Source organism: Pedobacter sp. T50_32 (assembly GCF_057652195.1).
On record NZ_JBYFBY010000005.1, the window covers coordinates 46,707 to 66,224 of the forward strand.

A 19,518-nucleotide genomic window follows, 5' to 3' on the forward strand; every position below is an offset into this window, starting at 1 on the left:
TAACGATTTGTGTCACGGCTCAAATCTTAAATAATAAGAAAATGAATGATGCTTATATAATTGCTGGATTGCGTACCGCCGTAGGTAAAGCACCTCGTGGAGTATTTCGTTTTACCAGAGCTGATGATTTGGCAGCCGATGTGATTAAACAATTGGTGGCGTCGGTACCTAATTTAGATAAGGAGCAGATTGATGATGTGATTGTGGGTAACGCAACGCCAGAAGCGGAACAGGGACTAAATATTGGTCGTATGATTAGTTTGATGGGCTTGGATACCGATAAAGTACCAGGTGTAACCGTAAACCGATATTGTGCTTCGGGTTTAGAAACAATTGCTACGGCAGTTGCTAAAATCAAAGCGGGTATGGCTGATTGTATCATTGCTGGCGGTGTAGAGGTGATGTCGGGAATGCCATTTGGTGGATGGAAATTAGTGCCAAACCCAGATGTAGCAAAAGCCAACCCAGATTGGTATTGGGGAATGGGCTTAACAGCAGAAGCGGTGGCAAAAGAATACAACGTGAGCAGGGAAGACCAAGATGAGTTTGCCTTTAAATCGCACATGAAAGCGATTGAGGCCATTAATAACGGTCATTTAAATGCAGGTGTTGCGCCAATTACAGTCAATGAAACTTATTTGGATGCGGCTTTGAAAAAGAAAACCAAATCTTACGTGGTAGATACGGATGAAGGTCCGAGAGCGGATACGACGATTGAGCGTTTAGCAAAGTTGAAACCTGTGTTTGCTGCGAATGGTTGCATTACGGCAGGTAATTCGTCTCAAACCTCAGATGGTGCTGCTTTTGTATTGGTAGTTTCTGAAAAGAAAATGAAGGAACTAGGTGCAGAGCCAATTGCCCGTTTGGTAAGTTATGGAGTAGCGGGCGTTCCGCCAAGAATTATGGGGATTGGTCCAATTGAAGCAATTCCAAAAGCCTTGAAAATGGCAGGAATGGAGCAAAACCAAATCGACTTAATTGAGCTGAACGAAGCTTTTGCATCGCAATCTTTGGCTATCATCAGAACTTTAGACTTAGACCAGAGCAAAATCAATGTTAACGGTGGAGCAATCGCTTTGGGACATCCGCTAGGTTGTACCGGAGCTAAACTTTCGGTGCAGTTGTTTAACGAAGCAAAGAGAAGAAACGCTAAATATGGCATGGTTACGATGTGTGTAGGAACAGGGCAGGGGGCTGCAGGGATCTTCGAAATTTTGTAGTGTAATTGCCAGTTAAACCCGATAGAAGTGAAAAGCCCGTAGGCTGAGTTAACGAAGCCGAGGACTTGAAACGAATAGCGGGACTTACATAAATAGAAATACTGAAATTGATTTTCAAATAAAATATCGAGTGGAATCTAGTTTTTCACTCCAAAATCCAATTTAAAATGGAAACAACAGACAAAAAAGCTATCAAAGGTGGAGAATTCCTAATTAAGGAAACTTCTTATCATGATGTATTTATTCCAGAAGAGTTTGATGAAGAGCAGCAAATGATTGCGCAGACTTGTCGCGATTTTTTAGCAGCTGAGGTCTATCCAAACTTAGAAAAATTAGACAGTCACGCAGACCCGGAACTGATGCCAACGCTTTTAACCAAAGCAGGCGAATTGGGTATTTTAGGTGTTTCAGTACCTGAAGAATACGGAGGTTTTGGTAAAAACTTCAACACATCGATGTTGGTAGCTGATGTAGTTGGCGCCGGACATTCATTTGCCGTGGCTTTATCGGCACATACTGGAATTGGTACTTTGCCAATTTTGTACTACGGAAATGAAGAGCAAAAAGCGAAATATATTCCGAAGTTGGGAACGGGGGAATGGAAGGCAGCTTACTGCTTAACCGAACCAAACTCAGGTTCTGATGCCAACTCTGGAAAGACAAAAGCAAAGCTCAGCGAAGATGGTAAAAACTATATCATCAACGGTCAAAAAATGTGGATTACCAATGGTGGATTTGCAGATATCTTAATCGTTTTTGCCAAAATTGATGATGATGAAAACCTAACTGCTTTTATTGTAGAGCGTGATTTCGGCGGCATTACCATGAACCCAGAAGAACATAAAATGGGTATCAAAGGTTCGTCTACGCGTCAGGTGTTTTTTAACGATTGCCCTGTGCCTGTAGAAAATATGCTGAGCGACCGTCAGAATGGTTTCAAGATTGCAGTGAACATCTTAAATATTGGTCGTATCAAACTTTCGGCTGCGGCAATTGGTGCTTCAAAGGCTACGATTAGCACAGCGGTAAATTACGCGAATGAGCGTCAGCAGTTTGGTAGGTCTATTTCTAAATACGGTGCTATTCGTTATAAAATCGCCGAGATGGCAGCAAAAGTTTATGCAGTAGATGCAGCAAACTACCGTGCCGGACAAAACATTGATGATACTTACGATGCTTTAGTGGCAGATGGAATGGAGCCTGGAAAAGCAAAGCTGAAATCTGTAGAGCAGTTTGCTGTAGAATGTGCGATTTTGAAAGTTTGGGGTTCAGAAGCTTTAGATTATGTAGTAGACGAAGGTGTGCAGATTTACGGTGGTATGGGCTACAGTGCCGATGCACCAATGGATAGAGCTTACCGTGATGCCCGTATCAACAGGATTTTCGAAGGTACGAACGAGATTAATCGTTTGTTGACAGTTGATATGATGTTGAAACGTGCAATGAAAGGCGAGCTAGATTTAATGGGGCCAGCAACAGCTGTAGCAAATGAATTAATGTCTATCCCAGATTTTGGAGAGGAAGATGATACTCTATTTGCCACAGAGAAAAAGACATTGCAAAACTTAAAGAAAGCAACTTTAATGGTGGCTGGTGCTGCGGTGCAAAACCTGATGATGAGCCTAAGCAAAGAGCAGGAGATTTTGATGAATATCGCCGATATGGCAAGTTATGTTTATGTAGCTGAATCAGCGATGCTTAGAACCGAAAAACTAGTGAGCTTAAAAGGCGAAGAAGCTGCAAAAGGCCAATTAGATTTAATGCGTATCTATTTTGTAGAAGCGGTTGATGGCGTGGCTAAAGCAGGTAAAGAAGCACTTTGGGCTTTTGGAGAAGGGGATGAACTGCGTATGATGTTGGTTGGCTTGCGTCGTTTTACGAAAATGGAACCATTTAATGTGAAACAAGCTCGTCAGAATGTTGCTGCTGAGATTATAGAAGCGAACAAGTATACTTTTTAGTGAGGTAGAAGGTTAAGGGTTTAAAGGTGGAAGGTTTGGGTGCATACTCAATTCTTCCACCTTTTTGAGTTAAAACCTTATGCATACCAACTTCCAGCCCTCAACCTTGTAATGTTAAATTTGGTTAAATATTGTAGCAACGGGTTTAAAAGTTTATTTTTGCTGAATGAAGTTGAAAACAAAGTTTTTACTGATGCTAGCTGTGGTTGTTACAGCAGTAAGTTCATGCAGTAAAGATGATTACGATGCGGAGAAGCAGGCTGCGAAAGATGATGCCCTAATTGTCGAGTTTATTGCAAAAAATAATATTCCAGCTACAAAACACAGTTCTGGTTTATATTATCAAGTTATTACACAAGGAACTGGAGCTAATGTTACAGCTGCATCTACAGTAGGCGTTAATTATGAAGGTAAATTGTTAGATGGAACAACTTTCGACAAGTCTACAAAAATGATCACCTTTCCATTAACTGGTGTGATACAAGGCTGGACTATCGGTGTTCCCTTAGTTAAAGTTGGCGGACGTATCAGGTTAATTATCCCTTCTGGTTTGGCGTATGGAAATAGGTCACAAGGGCCAATAGCCAAAAATTCAGTTTTAGATTTCACTATTGATTTACTTCAAGCACAATAAAATTTAATGCGTAAAATAACCACATATATCATTGCACTTTTTAGTGTAATTGTTCTTTTTTCTTCTTGTAAAAAGGAATATGAAACCATGGAAGAGCTGGATAACAAGAATATTAGTGCTTATGTAGCTAGCACGGGGCAAACTTTTTCTGATGGAGAAGGTGGTTACAAATACCGTATCATAGATGTTGGTACAGGAAATACGGTGCTTAATTCGGATTCAGTTTATTACTCTTATACTTTCAAATCTACCTCTGGTAAAGTTTATAACCAAACAAGTGATTTAATGATACCGGGAACTTTTTTAGGTTATACAGATCAATTTGCAGTTGGTAATTCTGCTTACTCGTTTAAGCCGGTACGTGAAGTTCTTGCGAAATTAAATAGAGGTGGCAAGGCTACTCTCGTTTTACCTTCTAGAATGGCATTTGGTAAAAATGGATTGTCGAATTTTGGTATAGGCTCTAACGAAGTAATTGTAGTTGATTTAGGTTTGTATACTTATGAAAAGAGACATGAGGTTGATGCTTATGAAATTCCAACCTTTATAAGTAGAAACAACTTAACTTTCAACACAGATGTTTCTGGAATTCGTTATAATATAATTAATCCGGGTACAGGCACGGATATGATTAGCGAATTTTCTACTTTAGTTGTAAACTATACTGGCAGATATTTAGATGGAACAGTTTTCGATTCTGGTACAGGCGTAACTTTTCGTTTAGATCAACTAGTTAAAGGATGGCAATTGATTTTACCTGATCGAATTACTGCTGGTGGAAAAATTAGAATTATTATTCCATCGCATTTAGCCTACGGTGCTAGACCACTAGATTTTGATATTGAGGTAACTACAGTTACCAATAATTAACATAAAAAAGTCCCGATTAACTCGGGATTTTTTCGTTTAAAGCTTTTTTGTAAGACTCCAAAACTCTCTTTCTAGCAAATTCATGATTTATAATTGGGATTGGAGCAATTGCCTTTTTGTATTCGGGTGCCCATTTAAAAACGTACTCCATTTTCGGGTCGAATTTCTTCAACTGTAGCTCCGGGTTAAACACCCTGAAATAAGGTGCAGCATCGTTACCGCTTCCACAGGCCCATTGCCAGCCACCAACGTTACTGGCTTGTTCGTAGTCGAGCAGTTTTTCTGCGAAGTAAGCTTCACCCCAACGCCAGTCAATTAATAAGTGCTTACATAAAAAACTTGCCACTACCATGCGCACCCGATTGTGCATGAACCCAGTTTCATTAAGCTGTCTCATTCCTGCATCAACCAAAGGATATCCAGTTTCACCTTTGCACCAAAGTTCGAATTCTTTCTCGTTGTTACGCCATTGAATGTGATCGTAATTTGGTTTGAATGCTTTGTTCACCGTATGTGGAAAGTGCCATAAAATCATCATGTAGAACTCTCGCCAAGCTAATTCGGAAAGCCATTTGTCTGCCTTTTGGGTCAAAGCCTCACTAGCAACTTTTCTAATGCTTACCGTCCCAAATCGCAAATGAAGACCGATGTGGGTAGTCGCATTTTTTGCGGGAAAATCTCTTTCCTTTTCGTAGCCTTCCAGCTTATCTTCAAAATTTGCAGATGGAAATTTTATATCAGTAACAGTAAATCCTAAATCTGTTAATGAGGAGAATTTAAAAGCGGAAGTCTGATATAAGTTTTTGAGGTACTTGTTAACTGGATACGATTTTAAGTAAAATGGATTGAGCTTTTGTTGCCACTGCTTATAGTAAGGAGTGAAAACTGTATATGGTGTGCCATCCGCTTTTCGCACTTCATCTTTTTCAAAAATTACTTGATCCTTAAAAGTATGTAATGCTATGTTGTGCTGCTTTAAAAAAACGGTTATAGTTTTGTCTCGCTGATTAGCGTAGGGCTCGTAATCGTGATTAGCATAAACTGCTTCAACATCAAATTCCGTAATTATATCTTTCCAGGCTTTTTCAGGAGTATCAAACTTTACCAGTAAAGACGACCCCTTTTTTACCAGTTGATCATTGATTTTCGAAAGTTGCTGATGAATGAAATCTACTCGGGCATCAGCTTTGTTTTCTAGTTGATTTAAGATATTTCTATCAAAAATGAAAACCATTAGAACAGGGTTATCTGCTTTTAGTGCATGGTGTAGCGCAGCATTGTCGTCTAATCTCAGATCTCTCCTTAACCAACAGATGTTAATTTTAGGTTTTTTATTTTTTTCGCTCATAAATGGCTTTTAGGGCATCTTCAAGGTTCAAATATCTGAATTGGAAACCTGTATTCAATAATTTTTGTGCAGAAGTATTATTGCTAATTAAAGGTAGGATACTCATTTCTCCTAAAATGGTCTTCAATACAAATTTCGGAACATTAAAAGGCCAAATTGGTCGGCGCAATACACTGCCTAAAACTTGGGTAAAAGTTTTATTCGTTACCGGAGATGGTGCTGTGGCATTGTAAGCATCGAACATATTTTTATCCTTAAGAGAATGAATAAAGATATTCACCAAATCGTCTATATGTATCCAAGGCATCCACTGTTTTCCAGAACCTAATGCGGCACCTGCAAAATACTTAATTGGTTTTTCCATAGAACCTAAAGCACCTCCTGTTTCGCTGAGTACAATCCCGATCCGAATTTTTACTACTCTAATTCCGAGTGCAATTCCACGGTCGGCTGCTTTTTCCCAAGCTAGGCAACAATCTGCCATGAAGCCAGTTCCCGCTAAGCTTTCTTCATCTAACACCTCATCTGCCCTGTCTCCGTAAATGCCAACTGCCGACGCCGAAATATAACTTTCTACATTAGCGTTAGTTTCTCTTATTGCTTTAAAGATCAATTCGGCAGATTTAACCCTACTGTCAATAATCTGCTGTTTGCGTTCTGCAGTCCAAGGTTTATCAGCAATTCCTTCGCCTGTTAAGTTGATGATGGTGTCAATTCCTTCGAAGGCGCTGTTATCGATAGTTTGTTGATAGACATCCCATTGGAAAACTCTTACGTTTGCTGTGGAAATCGGCTTCCTTGCCAAGATAGAAACTTGATGCCCCTCTGCCAGTAATTTTGAAACGAGTTGTTCGCCAACAACACCTGTGGCACCTGCGATGAGAATGTTTTTTGCCATATTTACTAAACCCTAAAGTTAAGATTTAGTTTGTTTTTTTGGCTCATTAGCTATCTCTTTTGATAGCTACTTTTTAATGTATTTCTTGAAGAAATCTATAATAGGTTGGTTTGCACTTTTAGGATACTCGTGCCCGCCGTTGTGTATGAACAGCTGAAAATCATTACCATCTTTGCCTTTATAAGTGCGAAGGTTACCATCTATCTTCAAGGGCTCATCAACACATCCATTGATACGCAACATTTTATTATAGGTTGTTCTCTGCCATTCTGGTTTTACCAAAGGATCATTTTCGCCCATTAGATGAAAGCCGGGCTTCGGAGTTTTTAATTTTGGTAGGAGTTTTCCTCCAGCCGTTGCGGTAGGTGCAAATGCTGCGAACTCATCTGGTCGTGTAACCCACAGCAGGTAAGTGAAACCGCCACCGTTAGAATGCCCTGTGGCATAAATTCGGTTATTGTCTATTTTGTAGTCAGTGCGGAGTGTTTTTAGCATCGCATCAAAAAACTGTAAATCTCGGTTAGAGTCGTTTTGATTGGTCATTACCCAACCGCTTTTTTTACCCTCTGGGTCGGTTAGTACCCCCTTGGTATTCAATCCCTGTGGGCAAACGAAAATTGCATCTGGCCAAAGCTTGTCGAAGCCCCGGCTTCTATACATATTTTGCATGGTGCCTCCGTGTCCGTGAAATGCAAATATGATTGGTGTAGGTTTTGTTTTTGCTGATGTAGGCACGTAAATGATCGCTTTCCTGATTTCGCCATTAATTGTCCATTCAACAGTTTTTGGTAATTCTTGTGCAGAAGAAGTTATATTCCAAAGAAAAAATGATACAAGCAAAAAGGTTGCTTTTAGAAAGTGGTTTGGTTTCATACTTTCATAGATTGAAATTTCGATGTAAAGTTTAAAACGTCAGTCGTTTAATTGAGAAAAAGATTATTTGCATCGTACAAATGCCCATTTTAATAAACAATACCAAGTAAAAAGCGTTATTTTTATAAGCAATTTACATTATGGAGAAAGTTTTAATTACCCGTCGTATTAGCGACAATGCCTTGGCTTATCTTAAAGATTCTGGTTTTGAAGTTACTATTTATACTGAACTTAAAAACATTTCTCAAGACGATCTCATTAAGTTATGCGAGGGGCACAGTGCGTTATTAAGTGTAGGTCCTAATAAAATTGATGAACGTTTTTTAAGTGCTTGTCCGCAGTTAAAAGGTATTGCCTTGATGAGTGTGGGCTACGACAAAGTAGATTTGGGCGCTGCCAACAAACATCAAAGACCTATTAGCAACACACCTGATGTACTGAGTGAAGCTACTGCCGATACCGCTTTTTTGCTAATGCTTTCGGTTGCTAGAAAGGCATTTTATATGCACAAAACTATTGCTCGTGGCGAATGGAAATTCTTTGATCCAATGGAAAACTTGGGGCAGGAGCTGTATGGTAAAACTTTAGGCGTTTTAGGTTTGGGCAGGATTGGTTTGGAAATGGCGAAGAAGGCAAAGGCAGCTTACAATATGAATATCATTTATCATAACAGAAATAGAAACGAGCAGGCTGAGCAAGAAGTTGGTGCTAAATATTTCTCGTTTGATGAACTTTTGTCGCAAAGCGATGTACTGAGTGTCCACGTAAATTTAACTGAACAAACCAAAGGGATTTTCGATAAGAATGCTTTCAGTAAAATGAAGCCTAATGCAATTTTTATCAATACTGCTCGTGGTGCAATCCATAATGAAGAAGATCTGTTAGCAGCATTGCAAAATAAAACCATTTGGGGAGCTGGTTTAGACGTGACCAATCCAGAACCTATGGATAAAGACAATCCATTGTTGGATATGGAAAATGTTTGCGTGCTGCCTCATATCGGCTCAGCCACAAAAGAAACTAGAGAAAAAATGGCTATGATGGCTGCAGAGAATATCGTTGCTGCGTTGAAAGGCGAAAGAATGCCGCAGGTAATTAATCCAGAGGTTTATGGCAACTGAAAATTTAACAATTCCGTCATTCCCGTGAAAACGGGAATCTTAAAGCGTTAGAAAAGTATTATGCATTACGATCCTAAAAGAAATCTGGGATGACGATTTGGGCAAGTATTGCAAAACTGTTAGTGTTTGTTAAAATTTAAAAAAGCTATTCATAAAAATTATATTTTTATTTCATGATAGTTTCCATAAAGAACGAACATCTAGCCATTGATTTTTCTACAAAAGGTGCCGAACTACAGCGCATTGTTGGTACAGATAGCCAAATCAACTATATGTGGAGCGGCGATACAAAATTTTGGGGCAAATTTAGCCCGATATTATTTCCGATTGTAGGCGCTTTGAAAGATAATACTTACGAATTTCAAGGTCAAACATATCATCTTTCTCGTCATGGTTTTGCTCGTGATATGGATTTTAGTTATGAGAAGTTGAGTGAAGCGGAAATTTCATTTAAGCTAGCGCATACTGAAGAAACACTAAAAAACTATCCTTTCCAGTTTGAATTGATCATCAGTTATCGTCTGCAGGGTTCGAGTTTAAAATGTACGTATCAGGTTTTTAATCCGAGCGATAAGGAAATGCTATTTTCAATTGGTGGGCATCCCGCATTTGCGGCACCACTAAATGGAGAAGGTATCTACACTGATTATTATTTGCAGTTTAATGAAGACGATGAGCTTACTTATCATCATATCGTAGATAATTTAATTGCTGATGAAACGACTACGGTACAATTGAAAGACAAAATGTTGCCTTTAACACATGAGCTTTTTTACGGTGACGCATTGGTTTTTAAAAAATTGAAGAGCAGCCAAATCCGTTTGTTAAATACTAGGAACTACAATGGCATCAATTTTCATTTCGAGGGTTTCCCATTTTTTGGGATTTGGGCAGCAATAGATGCTAATTTTGTTTGTTTGGAGCCTTGGTGTGGCATTGCCGATGGTGTAAACCACAACCGAAAATTAGAAGAAAAAGAAGGGATAGAGAAATTGGCAGCTGGACAAAATTGGCAACGCAGCTGGGAAGTTTGCTGTTTTTAAAACAACTAGCTTACGTCTGATACCAACTATAAACCATGAGCCATTAACTATCAACCAACGCTAGTGAATACCAGAAGAAATTTCCTTAAACAAGCAAGCCTGTTGTCGGGAGCTGCGGTACTGCCAAATGTTTTTCCAGAAGCGATCCAAAAGGCCTTAGCCATTAATCCCAATCCGGGAACTACGTTTTACGATGCAGAGCACGTGGTGTTTCTGATGCAGGAAAATCGTTCGTTTGATCATATGTTTGGTACGCTGAGAGGTGTTCGTGGTTTCAACGACCCACATCCTCATATTTTGCCAAATCAAGATAAAGTTTGGGTGCAACGCGATGCCAAAGGAAATGCTTATACACCTTTTCACATCGACCTTAATAAAACTAAAGTGACTTGGCAGGGTGGTTTGGCACATTCGTGGCCCGATCAAATTGCTGCTCGCAACGACGGGAAATACGACAAATGGGTGCCCGTAAAATCGGTAATGTCCTTAGCTTACTATAAGCGGGAAGATGTGCCATTTTATTATGCAATGGCAGATGCTTTTACGGTTTGCGATCACCATTTTTGTTCGTCTTTAACCGGTACTACTCCAAACAGATTGTTCTATTGGACCGGAAATGTTCGGCCTAACCCCAACGATAAATCTTTGCGACCTGTGGTGAGTAATTATCAAGCCGAATCGCATACCAATAAATTTGTAGATTGGCCTACTTTTCCAGAGTTATTGGAAGATAATGGAGTTGATTGGCGAGTTTACCAGAACGAAATTTGGACTGCGCAACTACCATCAGAAACGGATGATTGGTTGGGCAACTATGGAGACAATGCCCTGGAATATGTGAAAAGGCATCGGGTGAAATTGTCGGCATATTTTAGAAAAAATGGTGATAAAACAGTAACTCCAAATCTTTCTGCCGACGAAGTTTTGGCAAAGTACAATAGCTTAACTGAACGAGAAAAGAATTTGATAGACAAGGCATTTACGACTAACATTAATGCTGCCGATTATCTAGAATTGCAGTCGGTTCCCGTGCCGATAGAAGAAAATGGTACTGTAGATGTTTTGAATGTGCCAAAAGGCGATATTTTCTATCAATTTAGGAAAGATGTGAATGAAGGGAAATTGCCAACGGTTTCTTGGTTGGTGGCGCCTCAGCGTTTTTCGGATCACACGAGCTCACCTTTGTATGGCACTTGGTACGTTTCCGAAGCACTAAATATCTTAACCCAAAATCCAGAAGTTTGGAAAAAAACCATCTTTATTGTTAACTACGACGAAAACGACGGTTACTATGACCATATACCGCCATTTGTAGCGCCAAAACCAAACACAGCTGCTCGTGGTAAGGTTTCTGAAGGTATTGACACTGCTTCGGATTATGAATCTGAAGAAGGTAGTCCTATTGGTTTGGGTTACCGCGTGCCGATGATTGTTGCTTCGCCGTGGAGCAGGGGTGGTTACGTAAATTCACAGATTTTTGATCACGCCAGTACGCTTATGTTTTTGGAAAACTTCCTAAATCGGAAGACTGGAAAGCAGCTGAAAACTGAACAGATTAGTACTTGGCGCAGAGCTGTATGTGGAGATATGACTTCGGTTTTCAGACCTTACAACGGTGAAAAGTTGAGCAAGCCAAATCCGTTAGTGCGAGATGAAGTGATTAACCATATCCAGAACGTAAAGTATAAGCCTAAGCAGGAAAGGGCACATCCACTCAAGGAGGATGATATTGAGAAAATCAATCGATACAATGCAGTAGATGTCAATTCATCAGCCTTGATGGCTACGCAAGAAAAAGGTACAAAACCTGCTTGTGCATTGCCTTATCATTTAATGGTGGATGCCCGTTTAAATGCAGGTAAAACTAGTGTGGTGCTAGATTTTGTAACGGATAAAGACAGCGTAGGTGCACCATTCAATGTTTCTGCATTAAATACCTACAGCGGTGAGCAAGGTAGAAATTGGTACATCGCTGTGAAAGCAAACGATACTTTGGAAGACAATTGGGAAATTGATGCTTTTGCGCAGGGAAAGTATGATTTGTCGGTGCATGGGCCAAATGGTTTTTACCGTAGGTTTTCGGGTAGTAAAGCCGATCCGGATTTGTTGGTGAAATGTGTGTTTGAGCAGCAAGGCAGTGCAAGAAGGAATTCTGGTAATCTACAATTGCTGTTAGAAAATGCTGGCTCAAAATCTTTGGAGGTTGTGGTTGATGATGAGGTTTACAAAGTTAATCATAAAACCATCAAGCTTGGTGTTGGTACTAGAAAAGTTGTTACGCTCAACTTAAAAAAATATCACCATTGGTACAATTTCTTTTTAACGGTTAAAGGATTTGAAGGCTATAGAAAACACTATGCTGGACATGTTGAAACTGGTAAGGAAAGTGTAACCGATCCATACATGGGTGGGGTAGTTTAGGTTTGTTTTTCTTCAATTCTTTTTCCGTCAACTGAAGCAGGCGGGAATGAAATAGAATAAGCCTCCAAGAATGTTTCATTGCTGTTGGCTTCAGTTAACGGTTGAGTGATATTTATCTGGTTGTAAATCAGAATTTTAATTAATTTATAAAATTTATTTAATCTTTACGTAGGGGTGTATTGATTTCTTGTTGTCTCATTTTTAAATAAGACACAAATGAAATATTCATACTACAAAAAACAGCTCAATTCAATTCAAAAGTTGGCGTGTTTATCGCTTGCTTTGTCGGGCTTTGCGTTTCAGGCCAAGGCCCAAGAGCCAAAGACTGTAAAAGTTAACTTCGGGTTAATTTATCCTTTAAGTACCAATGGCACAAATGCACCTTTAGATACCAATAACCTGTCTATTCATTTGCTTGCGGGTGTTTCTTCGGTAGAAGTAGGCAGTGCTTTCGCAGGTTTATCAAATGTAGTTCGTAACGAAGCTAAGGGAGCTTTGTTCGCAGGTTTTTCTAATCATGTAGGTAAAGAAAGTAGCGGTGCCATGTTTGCAGGTTTCCTTAATACTTATCGTTCTGCCAAAGGACCGCAATTTGCAGGTTTTGCCAATTTAGCGCAACGCGATGTAAAAGGCGCACAATTTTCAGGCTTTTTAAATACCACTGGCGGAGATATGCAAGGCGCACAAGTGGCGGGTTTTGCTAATGTAGCTAGAAATGTGAAAGGTACGCAGTTGGCGGGCTTCTCGAATACGGCGAAGAATGTGAGCCAGTCTCAATTTGCAGGTTTCGTAAATGTAGCTAAAGATGTAAACGGCGGACAGTTTGCAGGCTTCATCAACATTGCAAAGAAAGTAAAAGGTGCACAAATCTCGGGGTTTATCAATATCGCTGAAACAAGCGACTGCCCTATCGGTATCATCAATATCATTAAAAACGGAGAAAAAAGTATCGCTGCAACTATTGATGAAAGTCAGACGTCTATGTTAACGTTCAGGTCTGGAGGCAAGCACCTTTACGGAATTATTGGAGCAGGTTATAACTTCAAAAATACAGATGAAGTGTACGCTTTCGAAGCAGGTTTTGGCGCACATTTCTTCCAATCGAAACACTTTAGATTAAACCTAGAGCTAACACAAACTACCTTAGAAAGCTTTAAGTATGGAGAGTATTTTAAGAGTACATTGAGAATGTTGCCAGCAGTTAAAGTGGCACCGTGGTTAGAGATTTTCGGAGGACCATCCTTCAATTTTGTAACTACGAATACAGTAGAAGGTTTGGCGCTACATCCAGAAAATGACAAGCTGGTCATCCATACTTGGCAAAATAACTGGTCAGATTTTAGACAGTCATTGCATATCGGTTATCAAGCTGGCTTACAAATCGTTTTTTAATTAATCAAATACACACAAATAAATATTATAATCATGAATAAATTGACTTTCACACTTTTAGTACTTACAACAATTTTTAGCTTATCAGCTTGTAAAAAAGATCGTTTAACGGCTAACGGAAATATCATTTCAGAAACTAGGGATGTTGCACAGTTTACAGGAGTAAGCTCTAGTGGTGCAACGGATGTTAAGATTACTTACGGAACTACATTTAAGGTTGTGGTTAAGGGTTCTAGCAATTTAATTCCTCAGTTTACCACCAGAGTAGTAAACAACGTTTTGTATCTGGGCTTTGAGCATGTGAACGTTCATCGCGACGATATTGAAGTAGAACTAACCATGCCTAATATCAGAAGAGTTTCTGTTAGCGGAAGTGGAGAAATCGATATCAAAGGCAGTTTCCCAGCAGAACAAAGTTTGTCGGTAGATATTAGTGGCTCGGCAGAAGTAGAAATAGAAAACCCAATGCAGGTAGAGCGTGTAAACGTAGAAATCTCTGGTTCTGGTGAAGCTGATTTGGAAGAGGTTAGTACAAAACAAGCGGATGTAAATGTATCTGGAAGTGGCAGTGTGAAATTCCAAGTGTCAGATCATTTGAAAGCTAAAATTAGCGGCAGCGGAAAAGTATATTATAGAGGTACCCCTACCATTCAGCAAGATATTAGCGGTTCGGGACAACTCATCAAGTTCTAATCTAATCTTAAACTCATGGCTGGTCAAACTTTTTGGCAGGCTTTCGGTGCCAATTTTGGTGCCGAAAAGCTTGCCCTGGGAGAACTATATCTAATGCAAAGCAATACGCCCAACCTTATTGCTTATGCCTTGCCTTTTGTAGCAGTATTTACAGTTTTAGAGTTTGCTTTGGGCAAAATTTTTAAACACGATGATTATACGCATGCAGAGTTGAAAGGCTCGCTTTGGGTAGGTTTAGGAAACTTATTAGTTAACCTTCTACTAAAATCTAGTTTGCTGTTGGCGGCAGTTTGGATGTACAATTTATTGCCTTGGCGTTTACAATTTAACTGGTGGAGTTTAATTCCATGCTTCTTTATCTACGATTTTTGTAGCTATTGGGCGCACCGAATTTCGCACTTTAATCGCTTTTTCTGGGCATCGCATGTGGTGCATCACTCAGCAGAGCATTATAATTTAACGGTGGCTTTTAGACAAAGCTGGGTACAGCACGTCAAGATAATTTTCTTCATTCCAGTGGCCTTGTGTGGTTTTCATCCCATCATATTTATGGTGGCCAGCCAAATGAGTACGCTTTACCAGTTTTGGGTACACACAGAAACCATCGGTAAATTGCATCCATTCATAGAAAAGTACTTCGGTACGCCGTCAAATCATCGTGTACATCATGGTAGTCAGGAGAAATACATTGATAAAAACTTTGGCGCAACGCTGATGATTTGGGACCACCTTTTCGGAACTTTTCAGTACGAAGAAGAAAAGCCAAAATATGGATTGACATCGCCTTTGGCTAACAAAGAAAACCCTTTTGTGCTTAATTTTCATGAATACCGAGCAATTGTTAAGGATGTTAAACAAAGTGATGGCTTGCGTGAAATATTGTTCTTTATGTTTGCCAGTCCAGCTAAAGTTTACAGGTATAAAGCAGTCCATCATCCTAATAAGACTAAAAAAAAAAATTCACATGGTTGCTAAAGGCCACTGTTTTGGGTTTGTTTTTAGTAATGCTTGGGCAGTTGTTGGCGGCACAGCCGATATTGCCAGAGCCAAAAGCGAAAAACCTGCTTTTCTTTTTACAACGTACGCCGGATGCCAACACCGTAGTTTATCATTTGAACTTGGAAAAGGATGGCTCGGTGAACGAAAAGGTACCCGTTAAAGCTTCGTGGATTCGTTACGAAGAAAATGGGAAAGTTAAAGAGTTATCTGCTATTGAAAAGAAGTTTGCTTATGGGGTGCAATGCAAACAACTAGCAAATGAAAGCTTCGAAATCCGCTTAGTTTCATACAAAAAACTGCCTATGTATTTACAGAAATCTGCTGCCGACCAGCAATATCGTTTATATATTAAGGACGAAGGAAAAGATTTATTGCTAAAGCGTGTTTTCGTAAAAGTAGATGGCGGGAGTTTTTGGTTTCCAAAGGTGCATTACATCGATTTGTTTACTGTTGATAGCGACAATGGTGCAGAGATTTTAAAACGGATTAACCTATAGTTTATTTAAAACATTAAGGAATGAAGGGTAATGAAAACTTAATGAAACTTAACTTCTTAATGTTTCCAAAATTTGATGAATACAATTTTAACGAAAAGTATCTCCAAATTTATATCGGCTCTAAAAACAAACCAATATATTTGAATAATATTAACGTGAATACAGCTGTGCAAACATATTCAGACATTGCTTTTGAGCAACTTTTTAAGGCGCACTACAAAGCATTGCACGCCTACGCAAATATGCTTTTAAAAGATACGGATACTGCTGAAGAAGTAGTGCAGTCGATGTTTTTAAAACTTTGGGAAAAGCGAAATTTGTTGGATGTGCAAACATCAGTAAAAGCATATTTATATAAATGCATTTATAACGACAGCCTCAACTTGTTGAAGCATGAGCAGGTAAAATCAAAATATCAGGATTTTACAGTGCATACCATGAACACCCATCACGAAGCTGCTTCTAACAAGGTAGAACTTTCTGAATTGCAAAAAGAACTTCAATTTGCTTTAAATGCACTGCCAGAGCAATGTCGTATTATCTTTCAAATGAGCCGCTTTGAAGAATTGAAGTACAAGGAAATTGCGGAACGATTGGGTATTTCGGTAAAAACGGTAGAAAACCAAATGGGCAAAGCTTTGAAAATTCTTCGTTTAAAATTGGTAGATTTTTTAGTGTTGATCCTTTTGGGCCTAGCCAATCATAATGAATATTTAAATTAAGCAAAGCGATATGAATGACGAGTTATTGATAAAGTTTCTGCTTAACGAAACTACGGCAGAAGAGACAAAGCAAGTACAAGACTGGATTGCTACGAGCGATGAAAATCAAAAATATTTTGCACAGTTTGAACATATTTGGAACGAAAGCGCTGCGCTAACCGAAAGCAACGATGTAGATGAAGAACTAGCTTGGCAAAAGTTTAAGCAACGGGTTGATGAAAAACACACTGCACAACCGATAGTAAGAAAACTAAAACCAGTTACTGTTTTGATGCGAGTAGCTGCGGTTTTTGTACTTTGTTTTGGTGCTTGGTTAGCATATCAGCAGTTTGGCGGTAACTACACCGATTTGGCAAGTAATGATATTGTACTTAACCAAACCTTGCCAGATGGCAGTCAGTTGGTACTGAACAAAAATACGAACATCAGCTATGCTTCTAATTTTAAAACTAATCGTAAGGTAGAAATTAAAAATGGTGAGGTTTTTTTTGATGTAATGCCCGACAGTTCACATCCTTTCGTTATCGATATCAATGATGTTAATGTGGAAGTGGTGGGTACATCTTTCAATATCAAAAAGCATGGAAATAACGTAGAAGTAATTGTAGAAAGTGGTGTGGTGAGGGTGAAAAGAGATGGTAGCGAATTAACATTGACCAAAGGTGAACGAGTATTGTTATCAGATGAAAAGGAATTGGTAAAAACACAGACCCAAGACGAACTTTACAATTACTACAGAACAGGTGTGTTTGTAGCTAGTAATACACCGTTGTCTAAACTGGTTGAAACGCTAACTGAAGCTTATGGAACTAAGATATCTGTAAGTGATGATGTTAAAAAGGAGAAAATTTTTATCACTTTACCATTGAAATATTCGTTGCAGAAGAACCTAGAAGAGGTATGTTTAACACTCGATTTAAAAATGCAGCGTAACCAAAATGAGATTTTGCTGTCTAAAAAGTAGAAATGAAAACCAAACTACTTATCGCCCTCTTTTTTGTTAATTTTTTTTGTGCTGCACAAACATCTATAAATTATAACCAGAGTAATTTAGCTAAGCTGGTAACACTTGATTTAAAGTCGCACAAAATTGGCAGCGTGCTTCAGAAAATAGGTAAAGCTGGCGGATTTTATTTTGCTTATAACGGCGCTTTGTTCGGGCAAGATAGCATCGTTAATCTCAATGTTCGCAACAAACCAGTTAGAGAAGTTTTAGATCAGCTTTTTGACGGGAAAGTAGCCTACAAGGAGAACAACGAATATATTATTTTGCGTTATGCGGTCAATCACTTCTCTATCGAAGCAGAAAGTATTGTAACTGCCGATAACTTGTACGCCATTTCTGGTAGAGTGGTAGATACGCAGACAGGTAAGAAAGTAAAAAATGTAAGCGTTTACGAAAAGCGATTGTTAGAATCTGCAATTACCGACGATGAAGGCTATTTTAATCTGAAGTTTAAAGGTAATCACACGGCAATTGTTTTAACTGCAAGTAAAGAAACTTATCGAGATACTTCCATTATATTCTTATCAAGTATAGATGTGAAACCTCAGGGATACGATGATCCTGACAAGGAAAAGGGAACTTTTGTGTCTAATATGCTAGAGAGTTTCGGGATTAGCCGTTGGTTAACTTCTTCGCGGCAGCGTATCCAAAACATGAATATTCCTAACTTTTTAGCCAATATGCCAGTACAGGCATCTATTACACCCGGATTAAGCTCTCATGGTAGCATGAGTGGTAGCGTGGTAAATAAATTTTCGCTCAACTTAATAGGTGGTTATACTGCGGGAGTAGATGGTGCCGAAATAGCTGGAATATTTAATATGAACAAGGCTGATGTACGGTACGTTCAGGTTGCAGGTGTTTTGAACGTTAACGGCGGTAATACCGAAGGCGCACAGATTGCTGGTGTGGTAAATATGGTTGGTCAAAATGCTAATGGCGTTCAGGTTTCAGGGGTTTATAACCACGTGCGTGGGAAAACTAACGGTATCCAAATTTCTACGGCAAATTACTCTAGAGGCCTGGTAGAAGGAATGCAAATATCTGCCTTGGGGAATTTGGCTAACAACGATTTAAGAGGGATTCAGATTACAGGCTTACTCAATATTGTTGGAAAAGATACTAAAGGTTTTCAGCTTTCGGGATTTGGAAATGCCGCTTTGCAAAATATGAATGGTGTGCAAATATCAGGTATCATAAATTATGCTAAGCGAAATAAAGGTTTACAAATTGGCTTAATCAACGTGGCTGATACTTCTTCTGGTGTGAGTTTGGGGCTGATTAATATTGTGCGTCGTGGTTATCATAAATTGAGTGTTTCTAGCAATGATTTGATCAATGCCAATGTTTCTTTCAAGAGCGGCAACGCTAATCTGTATACCATATTTTTATTAGGTAAGAATTACGAAGAGAACAAGAAGATAGAAACTTTCGGATTTGGTTTTGGCCACGATTTTTTTGCTGGTAGAAGAATTTCAGTTTCTACAGAACTTACCGCTCAGCATTTGCATTTAGGGCGATGGGATTATGCCAACATCCTCAACAAGTTTCAATTAAACCTACAGTTAAAAATAATGAAGGGACTAAGTATTTATGGAGGTTCAGTACTTAATTATTACGTTACCGAAGCACCACTTAATTATTTGGCCGCCAATGGTTATCAGTCTCAAATTGCGCCATCACGCAGTAAAATCATTAATGGAAATAGTGCCTGGATAGGCTGGTCGGCAGGTATAAATATCTTTTAATCGTATAAATCCCTGTTCTGTTTAAACTAATACCCATTTTAGGTAGGTATGCTAGTTTTGCTTTGTTAAGTA

At 39.1% G+C, this 19,518-nt stretch carries 17 protein-coding genes; 14 read left to right on the forward strand and 3 right to left on the reverse strand.

From position 1 onward, the window contains the following. The first annotated feature begins 41 nt into the window (after positions 1 to 41). The 4 genes from AC23ME_RS15435 to AC23ME_RS15450 all read left to right on the forward strand — a co-directional run bounded on the left by AC23ME_RS15435 (position 42) and on the right by AC23ME_RS15450 (position 4,685). Positions 42 to 1,220, forward strand: a complete 1,179-nt coding sequence (locus AC23ME_RS15435) for an acetyl-CoA C-acyltransferase (protein WP_487728673.1) — start codon at positions 42 to 44, stop codon at positions 1,218 to 1,220. 167 nt (positions 1,221 to 1,387) lie between these two features. Then, the gene (locus AC23ME_RS15440) at positions 1,388 to 3,181 is read left to right on the forward strand and encodes an acyl-CoA dehydrogenase family protein (protein WP_487728674.1); all 1,794 of its coding nucleotides are present in this window, start codon (positions 1,388 to 1,390) and stop codon (positions 3,179 to 3,181) included. A 166-nt stretch (positions 3,182 to 3,347) separates the two neighbouring features. After that, positions 3,348 to 3,815 carry an FKBP-type peptidyl-prolyl cis-trans isomerase gene (locus AC23ME_RS15445; RefSeq protein WP_487728675.1) on the forward strand — a complete coding sequence of 156 codons (468 nt, stop codon included), beginning with the start codon at positions 3,348 to 3,350 and terminating at the stop codon, positions 3,813 to 3,815. A 6-nt stretch (positions 3,816 to 3,821) separates the two neighbouring features. Further along, the gene (locus AC23ME_RS15450) at positions 3,822 to 4,685 is read left to right on the forward strand and encodes an FKBP-type peptidyl-prolyl cis-trans isomerase (RefSeq protein WP_487728676.1); all 864 of its coding nucleotides are present in this window, start codon (positions 3,822 to 3,824) and stop codon (positions 4,683 to 4,685) included. Positions 4,686 to 4,701: 16 nt separating this feature from the next. Here AC23ME_RS15450 and AC23ME_RS15455 read toward each other — a convergent pair whose 3' ends face one another. From AC23ME_RS15455 to AC23ME_RS15465, 3 genes are all read right to left on the reverse strand, one after another. Then, positions 4,702 to 6,033, reverse strand: a complete 1,332-nt coding sequence (locus AC23ME_RS15455) for a cryptochrome/photolyase family protein (RefSeq protein ID WP_487728677.1) — start codon at positions 6,031 to 6,033, stop codon at positions 4,702 to 4,704. Then, on the reverse strand, positions 6,017 to 6,931 hold the full coding sequence (locus AC23ME_RS15460; protein WP_487728678.1) for a TIGR01777 family oxidoreductase: 915 nt from the start codon (positions 6,929 to 6,931) through the stop codon (positions 6,017 to 6,019). The genes AC23ME_RS15455 and AC23ME_RS15460 overlap by 17 nt, the downstream gene beginning before the upstream one ends. Positions 6,932 to 6,997: 66 nt before the next feature. Further along, on the reverse strand, positions 6,998 to 7,804 hold the full coding sequence (locus AC23ME_RS15465; RefSeq protein WP_487728679.1) for a CE1 family esterase: 807 nt from the start codon (positions 7,802 to 7,804) through the stop codon (positions 6,998 to 7,000). Positions 7,805 to 7,944: 140 nt separating this feature from the next. Between AC23ME_RS15465 and AC23ME_RS15470 the strand changes: the two genes are divergently transcribed. The 10 genes from AC23ME_RS15470 to AC23ME_RS15515 all read left to right on the forward strand — a co-directional run bounded on the left by AC23ME_RS15470 (position 7,945) and on the right by AC23ME_RS15515 (position 19,446). Then, positions 7,945 to 8,925, forward strand: a complete 981-nt coding sequence (locus AC23ME_RS15470) for a 2-hydroxyacid dehydrogenase (protein WP_487728680.1) — start codon at positions 7,945 to 7,947, stop codon at positions 8,923 to 8,925. Between the two features lie 173 nt (positions 8,926 to 9,098). Then, positions 9,099 to 9,968 (forward strand): aldose 1-epimerase family protein, encoded by an 870-nt coding sequence (locus AC23ME_RS15475; RefSeq protein WP_487728681.1) that lies wholly within the window; start codon positions 9,099 to 9,101, stop codon positions 9,966 to 9,968. A gap of 63 nt (positions 9,969 to 10,031) precedes the next feature. Continuing rightward, the gene (locus tag AC23ME_RS15480; protein ID WP_487728682.1) at positions 10,032 to 12,389 is read left to right on the forward strand and encodes a phosphocholine-specific phospholipase C; all 2,358 of its coding nucleotides are present in this window, start codon (positions 10,032 to 10,034) and stop codon (positions 12,387 to 12,389) included. Between the two features lie 216 nt (positions 12,390 to 12,605). After that, a complete protein-coding gene (locus AC23ME_RS15485; protein WP_487728683.1) occupies positions 12,606 to 13,781 on the forward strand; it encodes a hypothetical protein in 1,176 nt (391 codons plus the stop codon). A gap of 33 nt (positions 13,782 to 13,814) precedes the next feature. After that, entirely contained in the window at positions 13,815 to 14,474 is a 660-nt protein-coding gene (locus tag AC23ME_RS15490; RefSeq protein WP_487728684.1) for a head GIN domain-containing protein, read from the forward strand. 15 nt (positions 14,475 to 14,489) lie between these two features. Beyond that, positions 14,490 to 15,449, forward strand: a complete 960-nt coding sequence (locus AC23ME_RS15495) for a sterol desaturase family protein (RefSeq protein WP_487728685.1) — start codon at positions 14,490 to 14,492, stop codon at positions 15,447 to 15,449. Further along, positions 15,443 to 15,970, forward strand: coding sequence for a DUF4833 domain-containing protein (locus tag AC23ME_RS15500; RefSeq protein WP_487728686.1), 528 nt, complete (start codon positions 15,443 to 15,445; stop codon positions 15,968 to 15,970). The genes AC23ME_RS15495 and AC23ME_RS15500 overlap by 7 nt, the downstream gene beginning before the upstream one ends. 20 nt (positions 15,971 to 15,990) lie before the next feature. Further along, on the forward strand, positions 15,991 to 16,692 hold the full coding sequence (locus tag AC23ME_RS15505) for an RNA polymerase sigma-70 factor (protein ID WP_487728687.1): 702 nt from the start codon (positions 15,991 to 15,993) through the stop codon (positions 16,690 to 16,692). Positions 16,693 to 16,702: 10 nt separating this feature from the next. Beyond that, complete coding sequence (locus tag AC23ME_RS15510; RefSeq protein ID WP_487728688.1) at positions 16,703 to 17,656, forward strand: FecR family protein; 954 nt, start codon at positions 16,703 to 16,705, stop codon at positions 17,654 to 17,656. 2 nt (positions 17,657 to 17,658) lie between these two features. Next, complete coding sequence (locus AC23ME_RS15515; RefSeq protein ID WP_487728689.1) at positions 17,659 to 19,446, forward strand: STN and carboxypeptidase regulatory-like domain-containing protein; 1,788 nt, start codon at positions 17,659 to 17,661, stop codon at positions 19,444 to 19,446. Positions 19,447 to 19,518 lie beyond the last annotated feature (72 nt).